Annotated in this window: 5 protein-coding genes and 1 pseudogene; 3 read left to right on the forward strand and 3 right to left on the reverse strand. The window is 65.2% G+C overall.

Going from position 1 to position 10,207, the window contains the following annotated elements:
- Positions 1 to 3,124 (reverse strand): tetratricopeptide repeat protein (locus ACTHL0_RS12245; RefSeq protein ID WP_440567016.1); only part of this gene is annotated, 3,124 nt, incomplete at its 3' end.
- Positions 3,114 to 5,762 carry a sugar ABC transporter gene (locus tag ACTHL0_RS12250; RefSeq protein ID WP_440567017.1) on the reverse strand — a complete coding sequence of 883 codons (2,649 nt, stop codon included), beginning with the start codon at positions 5,760 to 5,762 and terminating at the stop codon, positions 3,114 to 3,116. The genes ACTHL0_RS12250 and ACTHL0_RS12245, both read right to left, overlap by 11 nt.
- Before the next feature lie 1,254 nt (positions 5,763 to 7,016).
- Between ACTHL0_RS12250 and ACTHL0_RS12255 the strand changes: the two genes are divergently transcribed.
- The 3 genes from ACTHL0_RS12255 to ACTHL0_RS12265 are packed head-to-tail and all read left to right on the forward strand — an operon-like array spanning position 7,017 to position 9,921.
- A complete protein-coding gene (locus tag ACTHL0_RS12255; protein ID WP_440567018.1) occupies positions 7,017 to 8,123 on the forward strand; it encodes a sugar ABC transporter substrate-binding protein in 1,107 nt (368 codons plus the stop codon).
- 2 nt (positions 8,124 to 8,125) lie between these two features.
- On the forward strand, positions 8,126 to 9,133 hold the full coding sequence (locus tag ACTHL0_RS12260) for an ABC transporter permease (RefSeq protein ID WP_440567019.1): 1,008 nt from the start codon (positions 8,126 to 8,128) through the stop codon (positions 9,131 to 9,133).
- Positions 9,133 to 9,921, forward strand: coding sequence for an ATP-binding cassette domain-containing protein (locus ACTHL0_RS12265; RefSeq protein ID WP_440567020.1), 789 nt, complete (start codon positions 9,133 to 9,135; stop codon positions 9,919 to 9,921). Before ACTHL0_RS12260 ends, ACTHL0_RS12265 begins: the two co-directional genes overlap by 1 nt.
- Positions 9,922 to 9,990: 69 nt before the next feature.
- Here ACTHL0_RS12265 and ACTHL0_RS12270 read toward each other — a convergent pair.
- A pseudogene (locus tag ACTHL0_RS12270) lies at positions 9,991 to 10,207 on the reverse strand (sugar ABC transporter substrate-binding protein); the annotation flags it as partial.

The following is a 10,207-nucleotide window of genomic DNA, read 5'->3' on the forward strand; positions in this document are numbered from 1 at the left end:
TCACTCGCATCGACGCGTCGATGCGGTTATAGAGCGGTAGCGCCGCAGTGCGTGCGTCGAGCAGGTGCTCGATCGTCTGCACGTCGTCTTCGGCCAAAGCGATCGCGAGGCGTTCGTCTTGCGTGCCCAGCAGCCGGTGCGCGTAGCGGCGCGCGAGCCAGCGTTTGGCGACGCCATAGCGCTCGTCCGAAATCGCCCATGCCACGGCAACGTCGCGCGCGACCGCTTCGCGCACGCGCCGATGTTCGGCCTGGCCTGCGGCGGGTGGGGGCAGGGGCGACAGCCCGCGCGTGTTGCCGAGCAAGCTGCGCTGCGATTCGTCGGATTCGTCGGATGCGTCGGACGCATCGGCCTGCGTGGCGGACGTCAACGAATCGAGCAGGCGCAGCGCCGTGTCGCCATTGGCCAGCGTTTGCGCAAGCGCGGCACGTCGCCCTTGCAGCTGAGCGGCCGACTCCCAGTCGCTTCGGGCCGGGCGTTGCAGCGGCTGCCCGGAACGGGTGTTGCCGGCGTTCGAATCTGTGCTGGCCGGCGCAGCCGCCGTCGCCGTCGCTTTCGTCCGGCGTTCGGCGGCGAGCAAATCGAGCCATACGTGCCGCCGCACGGACAGGGCGATGCCCGGGTGTCCGGCCATCTCTTGCGCATCCGCATACGTGAGCAGCCACAGCGGATCGCGTTGCCTCGAAACGGCCTGCAGCCGCAAGTAGCGCAGCGCGGCCACCGGCCGGTTCAAGCGCATCTCGCCGGCGGCAAACGGGCCCCACAGCGATTCGTCGCCGAGCGAGCGCGTACGCCAGTGATCGAGCGCCGCCCGCACTTCGGCTTCGCTGCCGGCGTCCACCAGCATCCACAGATAAGCGGCGCGCGTGTCGCCGCCGACGCCGGGCAGCGCGATCGCGCGTCGAAGATCGGCCAATGCGGCATCGAGCTTGCCGCTCTGGCGTTCGTATTCCGCCCGCGTGGTGAGGAACGCCGGATCGCGCTCGGCGTCCTGCTGCTGTGCGGGCGTCAAACGCCGCAGCAGCGCGCCGGCGCGTTCGAGCGAGTGGGCGGACAGATAGGCGTCGATCGCCTCGCGCAAAGCGGCGACGTCGTGGCCGCGGTCGTATTGCAATTCGGCGATACGCGCGGCATCGAGCGGCTGACGCTCATAGAAGAACGTCATTCCCGAGAGATCCTCGGGGGTCGCTTCGCCGCCGGCGAGCAAGTGACGAAACGCCAGATTGCTGTCCGCGTCGTCCTGCTGCAACCGCGCAAGCTGCCCGTAGGTGCGCCAATACAGCGTGTCGCGATCGGTTGCATGCGCGCGCGCGGCCTTGAGCGCGTCAAGCGCCGCATGGAAATCGCCAAGCCGGTAGGACAGATTGGCGCTGTGTACCGCGTACTCGACCTTCTCCGGGTGCGATCGCTGCAGCCCTTGCCAGGTGTCAAGTGCTTGCCGCAAGTATCCGGCGCGTTCCGACAGCAGGGCGTAGCGGCTCGCGATCGGTTCCTGCTGCACGCCGTGCATGCGCGCTTTGAGGAAGGCGAGGGCGTCGTCGGGGCGGCCGAGCCGTTCGTCGGAAGCGATGACGCCGTCGACGAGTTGCAGGTTATCGGGCGCGGCATCGGATGCGTGGGTCAGCGCCTGGACGTACGACGCGTCGTCGTTGAGCATCGGTGCGATCCGCTGGACGTTCGACCAGCCGAGGGCATCGCCGGTCTGCCGTGCATAGGCCAGCCACGATTGCAGCGCCGCGGCCGGCTGGTTGCGCCATTCGTCGACTTGCGCGAGCCGCTTGCGCCATTCGGGCTGCTCGGGATGCCGCGCGACCTGCTCGCTGGCCACCTTCGCGGCGTTCTCGAGATCGTTCGATTCGAGGAAGGACTGATGGAGGGTCGAGGCGAGATCGGTCGATGCCGGTGCGCCCGCGCTCGATCCTGGCGAGCGTGCGGCGGCCGTGGCGCTGGCCCGCGCGCTGGCGGCGGCCTCGGCTTCCGCTTTGGCGCCCGCGGCTTGGCTGGCCGCGATCGCAGCCGCCGCGCGGGTATCGCTCCAGGCGCGTGCGGGCACCTTGTCGGCCACGCGCAGCAGGCCGCCCCGCTGGCCGCCATGCCGCGTGCCGTGCCAAACCGCGGGCATCATGCGCGCGGGCGATGCGGCGCGCGGCATATCGGCGAAGCGCGCGGCGGGCCGATCGTGCGCAGGGGCACCCAGCCTCAGCCAGACGCCGCCCGGCGGCGTGCCGGCGAGGGCGGCGAGACGCAAGCCTTCGGCTCGCGCAGGCTCATTGCTGCGCGAATCGACGAATTTCATCAGCGCGCGCGCATAGCGATCGACGAGATCTGGACGCTGCGCCGCGCGGGCCAACTGCAGCAGCACTTCCAAGGTGCGCCTATCGTCCGCGAGACCGTCGAGATGAGCCTGCGCCTGATTGAGCGCCTCGTCGAGCAAATTGCCCGCTTGCAACGCGCGTACACCGGCGATGAATGCGTCGCGGGCTTCGTCGCGATTTTGCGCGTGTGCCTGCGCGGCAAAATCCGCATCCGCGGCGCGGCGATACTCGCCGCTCGCCAGCCACTGAAGCGCCGCTTGCCGCTGCCAGTAGACGCGGCGCGCCGCATCGGCCTCGGCGAGCCGCAGCGCGTAACGCGCGGCAATCTGCGGTGCGCCGACCGACAACGCCTGCTTGCTGAGCGATTCGAGTTCCGCGACGTCCCAGTCCAGTTGCGAGACCGTGTCGAGGCGGGCGATGACGCGGGCCAGCAGCTCGGCCCGGCGCGATGAATCGGGCGGGGCGGCGAACGCGCGCTGCTCGTCGCAGCGCAGCTCGATCTGCACCGCTTTACGGCGCGACTGCTGCACGCCGAGCGCCGAAAGGCGGCCGGCGGTGGCCTGGGCCTCGTCGCAGCGGCCGAGCGCGAGATACTGATTCGCGAGCGCGGACAGGTAGTCCGGATCGGTCGGTGCGCCGCGAAGCCATGCTTCGAGGTACGCCACGGTCAGCTCGCTCGGTGCTTCGTTGTGGACGATGCGCGTGCGCAGGCCGCCCGCCATATAAGTCCCGGCGAGCGCGCACACGACGGTGCAAGCCGCACCGGCGAGCATCAGCGTGGAAGCGATACGCGGACGATCAACCGCCACAGTCGACCTCGATCGGCTGATAGGTCACGCGCTGCCCGGCGACGCCCGGCACTGGCACGCGTAGTGCGCTGCCGTCGCGCTGCGCGGCGAGCGCTTTGCCGGCGCTCGATGCGCGGCACTGCGCTGCGTTGGCGATCTCGAAGAACGGCTTGTAATACCCGCCGAATTCGAATCGCAGCCCTTGGCCAGCGCGTTCGAAGCGCTGCACGAAGCCGTCGGCTTGCGCGATGTAGGGCAGGGCATTGCGCGTGCCTGCGGGGGCGAGCGTGAAGCGCGCACTGCCGCCGTCGAAATGGATGTAGGTGCCGTCGGGGCCCGCCGAGTAGCCCGTCACGCCGCGCGCATCGTCCAGGCGTGGGACGTCGGCGCCGCTCCAATGCAATTCGCGCACGGCACCGTCGCCGCGTACGAGCCAGCCGTCGCCATCGCGTGCGACGGCGAACGTCCGCCAGTCGAGCACTTTGCCAATGTAGTCGGTCACGTGGACGGGCAGCACCGGCTGCGCCAGCACGGTCTGGTAAATCTGGTCGAGCGCGCGCAGCGAGGCCATCTTGGTGCCGCTGTACATGTGGTAGTAGATGTCGATCGGTTTGAACCGCAGCGGGTGGTCGGTCATGGCGAACGTCTGCAAGACTTGCGTGAAGCCGTAGAAGGGCCCTTGCCAATCGTTCGTATAGACGTTCTCGTCCTGGTTCGGCGCGAATACCTGATAGGCGTCCGGGCCCTTATCGACGCCGATCGGCGCGATGTTCAGCCAACTGTTGTCCGCCTTCGTGATCGTCGTGTCGCCGCCGTTGAAGTTGTAGACGCCGGCCTCGTTCACGCGCCGCACGGCGACACCGGGCGGCATGCAGTCGCCCGACCATTGCAGGACGACGACGCGCTTGCCGGAGGGTGCAAGCCGGCTGTCGATGTAATGGATCGAGCCTGAAATCTCGCGATCGAGATTGAACGTATAGCCGGGAATGTTGAGCGAGAACGCGGCGTCGCTACCACCGCGGTCGGTATGCGCGCCTGTCTTCGCATCGACGTTTTCCCATGTGAACGGATGCGAGTACGTGTGCGTGCCGATATCGACGTACGGCAGTGCGAACATCTGTCGCGCGATTTGTTCGAGGCGGGGCGACGCCTTCGGATACAGCCCGTCCGGGCCGACTTCTCCTTCGATCACCGACAACGTCGTCGGAATCGGATAGCGAGTCCAGATCTGGTCGTACAACGCCTGGCCCGAATAGTCCGGGCCGGGGAACTCGGCCCGGGAAGCAAAGCCGTCGCCATCGACGTGCACCATCAGCAGACGCCTGCCGTTTTCCGTTGTCACGTTCGGGGCGGGCAGCTCGGGCAGGCGCAAGGCTGCGCGCAGAAACGTGATCGGTTGAATGGCCCAGCGTTGCTGCTCGATGCTGTCGAGCGAGACGATGTTGTACTGGTTCAGCGCAAAGCCGCCCCACGGCATGATGCCCGCTGCGTCGACCCGTGTCCCGGCCGCATCGATACCGAGCAGCGATTGGCCGCCCTCGGCAATGCGCAGCGCCGGAAGGTCGCGCGGATCGGGCACGGGCATGGTCTCGAAGCCGATCATCGGCGCCTTCTCGACGATCTTCAAAGGCCCGTGCAGATTGGCCGTCACGGGTTGCAGCCCGAGCGCGCTGCCTCCCCCTCCAACGGCGAAGCCGAGATGGCCGAAGAACGCAATGGGCACATGCGCGTCGATCGCACGCTGCACCCAGGCGCGCCAGCGGTTCGGGTTCGGGGCGTTGTCGCGCGAGATCCAGGCGACCACGCCTGCGTAACGGTCGGGCGTGACGTCGGACGGTAGCGCGCCGTTCAACTGCGCATATTGGACGTCGTACCCGAGATAGTTGAGCGGCGTCGCGACCGCGGTCACGCCTGGGCTCAAGTCGAGTTGTTGACCCGGCTGGAGATCTTGCACGACCAGCACTTTTCGCGGCATGACTTCGATGCGGCCGATGCCGACCACGTCGTGCGCCGGATCGGTCACGTATGAGTCGAGCCCGGCGGCGAGCGCTTCGTGCGCAGTCTGTCGCGCGCACGAACGATCTGCGCCGTCGCAGTAGTCGATGGCGACCACCGGCGTGCCGGTTTGGCGCTCGAACGCTTGAACATCGGCGAGCGGGCGGGCGCGCTCGGCGGCGGTGACAGGCAGGCTGCCGCCCGCACTGGCGCGCGCGCGAAAGAGTCCCTCGATCAGCACCGCATAGAGTTGGCCGGCATGCGCGCGCGCGACGTCGAGCGCGCGGTCCCCGCCGACGATGATCTTTGCGTCCGGGTGGGCGGCATGAATGGCGTCGATGGCGGCGTAGCCGGCGGGCGTGTCGAGCAGGAAGCCCCGATAGCCGCGTTGCCATAGCGGCTCGACTTGTTGCGCCAGTAATGCCTCGGCGCTTTCGTCCGGCGAGGTACCGATATGTGCGATATAAGCCGTGTGTGCGAGGGCGTGCGTGCCGGGATCGAACGACGGGGCTGCGTCCAGGATCAGCGCGTCGAAGGCTTGCAGCAGGGCGACCGGCGGATTATCTCCGTCATAAAGGGCGATATTGACGTGCCGGACCGGGGCAGCCGGCGTTTGTGCAAATGCCGGCCGGCTTGCGCCGAGTGCAAGCCCGAAGCACGTCATGGCAAAGTATGCAAGGCCGACCGCCGCACTCGACACCGATTTTCGGTTCGAATGGGATTGTTCGAAAAAACTGACTTTCAACGTATTCCCCGGTATGGCCGCATACCGGCCTGTTCTCGTACGAGCCGCCCTCTACGGCTGTCCAGCGCGCACCCCGGGTTGTTTGACGGCCGAATTTACCTGGAGGCCGTCCGTTTACACCGGTTCCCGCGCCGCGCAAAAATAACACGGATCGTAGGGCTATTAAAAGGCGGTCCTGAGGGGGCATTTCAAGGGAAATACTCGGTTTTTCGCAGATTCGACCCGTTTTGCGGTGCGCAAACGTTTGAATGCCGGGCGTTTTCGTTTGCGCGAAAGTTTCGTGCCACTGAGGTTTTTTTATCTGTGGGTCTGCGCAGAGAATGAAACGGCAGCGGAGCGGGTCTCGGCTTGGTGCTCGAGCACGGGTGGTCGGACGCGAGAGTATGCGACCTGGCGGCGGGAAGGCGCTCCGAGCAACGGGCGCTCGTTCGTCGCGCACTCCCCGACGTTTGGCTCGATCCGGTGTTCAGCGCGTGGGGTCTGCATAGGCAGGCAGTGAGACGAAGCGAATGTCGTCGACCCGGATGGCGTAGTGCGAGTCCTGTTCATCGCTTGGCAATGGGCGGCATGCGTTCCCGGTGAGTCGTGAAGCGCGGGCAGGACAGTGCCGAGCCGGAACGGTTCGCGAATGGTTGACGATCGATTGGCTTGGTTCGGCACGTATTGTCCACTAACCTTGTGCATGCCGCGGCGGCGGTGCGCGTGCGCGATCGGCGCGGCATCGGGGCGCCGGTGATGTCGCCGAATGAAGCATGCGCTTGTGAGGACAGCGCGACCTATGTGACGACGGGCGTTCAGTAGTCTTACTGTATCGATCATTCAATTTTCAGATGAAACGTGAGCGAGCACGGTCGGCATCATTCCTTACGTTTGTCTTGCTCGGAACAAAGCATCCGGTTTAGAAAACAAGCGGAGATATTGTTCGCGTCGCGCCGCAGGGTAATCTCCAGCCTAATTAAATAGTCCGACTAGTTAAGGGTATTTATGGATTAATGTCGCCAAGCCTGTGAGCTAGCATGGCTGCGTTCATGCATTGGCCTTTCGCACGGCTCGCCGTCTTGCGAGTGTGCGGGGCGCGCCGGGGGCGAAGTCCGGTGCGAGCCGACGCCGGCTTGTGCCGATTCGCGGAAAGCATTCAGAAGCATTCAACCAACGACAACGATGGAGGATGTGATGACGAGCGAGCGAGACGATGCGCAGGATCAGTTGCAAGCGACGGCCGAGGACGGCACGTTGAATCGGGCCCGGCGAGGATTGTTGCAGGGCGCCGGCCTCGGTGCGGCATTGGCGATGATGGGCGGTATGATTTCGCCTGCTCAAGCGGCCGAGGCACCCTTTCCGTCCCACAAGCGCTGGAAGATCGTCTTCGTCAATCACGTCACCACCAACCCGTTCTTCGTTCCGACGCAATACGGCATTCAAGATGCCTGCGCGATCCTGAACATGGATTACCAATGGACCGGCTCGGCGAATGCCGACGTCGGCGAAATGGTTAACGCGATGAACGCCGCGATTGCGGCGAAGGCCGATGCGATCGCCGTGCCAATCGTCGATCCGAAGGCCTTCAACGGTCCGATTCAGAAGGCGCTCGATGCCGGTATTCCCGTGTTCGCCTACAACGCCGACGCGCCGCGCGGCAGTACGAACCCGCGCCTTGCCTATATCGGCCAGGACCTGTATCAGTCGGGCTATCAGATGGGCGAGCGCATCGTAAAGCTCATCGATAGCGGCCTCGTGGCGCTGTTCATCGCCACGCCGGGGCAGCTCAACATTCAGCCGCGTCTCGACGGTGCCTCCGATGCGATCAAGAAGTCCGGCAAGAAGATCGAGATTCAAACGATCGCCACCGGCGCGACGGTCAACGAGGAACTCTCGAAGATCAAATCGTTCTACCTGGGCCATCAGGACCTGAAAGGCATGTTCGCCGTCGATGCGGGCAGCACGCAAGGCGTCGCGCAGTTGATGAAGGAGCAAAAGCTGCCCGAGAAGGGCGTGCATGGCGGCGGGTTCGACTTGCTGCCGACGACGGTGCAATTGATCCACGACGGCTTCCTCGATTTCACGATCGATCAGCAGCCGTACGTTCAAGGCTTCTATACCGTGGTCGAAGCGTTCACCTACTTGGCATCGGGCGGCCTCGTCGGTCCGGCCGATGTCAATTCGGGCTTGACGTTCGTCACCAAATCGACCGTCGATCCGTATCTGAACACGTCCACCCGTTATGAAGGCAAGAGTACGAAGGCGCAGATCGTCCCGCGCTCGGGCCCGATCAAGTCATAGTCATGAGCGATAGCGTGAACGAAGCACAGAGACGTTCCGCCGCCTCGCGCCCGGGCGCGAGGTTCGGCGGTTTTGCATGGTCGGCCGAATTGCGGATCCTGCTCGTGGCCGTGGCGGTCGGCGCGTACTTCGAAACCGCCAACCATGATTTTCTGCTGACGAGCGCGAGCCTGCAAAACCTCTCGCAGTTCGTCGCGCCCGCCGCGATCATCGCGTTCGGCGAGATCATGTTGATGATCGGCGGCGAGATCGATTTATCGGCGGGTATGGTGTTCGCGTTCGCGCCGTTCATCATGGCGTTCGCGCAGGACGCGGGTGCGCCGATGTGGCTGGCCGTGGTGGCGGGACTGGCCGCCGCCGGGCTGGTCGGGTTCGTGAACGGCGCCGTGACGGTATTTTTACGGCTGCCTTCGTTCGTTACCACGCTCGGTACGCTCTTCCTGATCAACGGCGTCACGCTGACGATCTCGCGCGGCACACCCGTCCCGACACCGGGCGGCCCGCTGTTTACGGCCGTGATGGGGGGATGGGGCTACAGCGAGATTTGCTGGGCCGTCGTCATCGCGCTCATGATGCACATCGTGCTCAGGCACACGCGCTGGGGATTGCATACGGTTGCGAGCGGTGCGAATCCGCTCGGTGCGTCGGAGGCCGGTATTCAAGTGAACCGGCTCAAGCTCGGCAATTTCATCCTGGCGGCGGTACTCGCGGGCCTCACGGGTATTCTTGAAGGCGTGCGGATCACGTCGATCGACCCGCAAGCGGGCGGCAACCAGATCATGTTCCTGGCGGTGGCGGCGGCTGTGATCGGCGGTACGCCGCTCACGGGCGGGTCGGGCACGATCATCGGCGGGCTGATCGGCGCCGCCGTGCTCGGCATGTTGAACGACGGCTTCACGCTGATCGGCATCAACGCCTTTACGTTCAATATCATCCTCGGCGCTGCGATTCTCGCCGCGATGATTTTCAATATTCACGTGGCGCGGCTCAGCCGGCGCGGGAGATCGTGATGGCCGGGAACGAAGCGCCGCTCGCATTGCAGGCGCGCAATATCGTCAAGCGCTTCGGGGCGGTCACGGCGCTCGACGGCGTGTCGCTGCATCTTGGCGAAGGCGAAATTCTCGGCATCCTCGGCGACAACGGTGCCGGCAAATCGACGCTGATCAAGATCCTGACGGGCTTTCATCAGCAGACGGACGGCGAGTTGTTCATCCGCGGCGAGCAGACGTTGCTGCGCTCGGTCGATCATGCGCGCTCGCTTGGGATCGAATGCGTCTATCAGGATCTCGCGCTCGCCAATTCGCTGAGCATCTACCACAACATGTTTTTGAACCGCGAGATCGTCTACCCCGGGCCGATCCGCTTTCTGAACCATCGGGCAATGCGCGAGCGCGCGGCGCAGTGTTTGGAAGACATCGGCGTACACGTGCCCTCGGTGACGATGCCGGTGGAGCGTTTGTCGGGCGGCCAGCGGCAGGCCATTGCGGTGGCGCGCGCGGTCAATTCCAACGCGCGGATCCTGCTGCTCGACGAGCCGCTGGCGGCGATGGGCGCGCGCGAAGCCGGGCTCATTATCGATCTGATTTTGCGGCTCAAAGAGAAGGGCGGGTTGTCGATCGTCATGATCATGCACAACTACGCCCAGACGCTCGACATCGCCGATCGCATCATGCTGATGCAGCGCGGCCGCGTGACGTACGAGCAGCACAGCGCGAAGACGTCGGTGCCCGAACTGATGGATATCGTGCGCCGCGAATATCGCGCCATGCGCGAGGCCACGAACGGCGAGCGCGCCTGAAGCACAGGTTTCGGTGCGGCGGCTTCAGGCGCGGCCGTCGCCCGGCCGCTTCGTCAATTCGTCAATTCATCATTCCGTCTTCGCCGCCGCGGCCAGCTTATTGGCCGCTTCTTGTGCGGTTTCGTCCTTGCTCACCCAGTAGTTGCCGATCACGTCGTAAAACGCGCCTTCCACAGCCGGGGAGACGAGCATGTCATGCGCCCATGAAGGGACCAACCCGCCCGTCGTTCCTGCCGCCTTGAAATCGGCGGACGATTTTTTGGCGCAATCGTCGAACCTGGCGAGG

This window comes from Trinickia sp. (assembly GCF_051961175.1).
GTDB lineage: Bacteria > Pseudomonadota > Gammaproteobacteria > Burkholderiales > Burkholderiaceae > Trinickia.

Coding starts and splice junctions, on each gene's coding strand:
- ACTHL0_RS12250 (WP_440567017.1), bottom strand. CDS start 5,762: ATGACGTGCTTCGGGCTTGCACTCGGCGCAAGCCGGCCGGCATTTGCA.
- ACTHL0_RS12260 (WP_440567019.1), top strand. CDS start 8,126: ATGAGCGATAGCGTGAACGAAGCACAGAGACGTTCCGCCGCCTCGCGC.
- ACTHL0_RS12265 (WP_440567020.1), top strand. CDS start 9,133: ATGGCCGGGAACGAAGCGCCGCTCGCATTGCAGGCGCGCAATATCGTC.
- ACTHL0_RS12255 (WP_440567018.1), top strand. CDS start 7,017: ATGACGAGCGAGCGAGACGATGCGCAGGATCAGTTGCAAGCGACGGCC.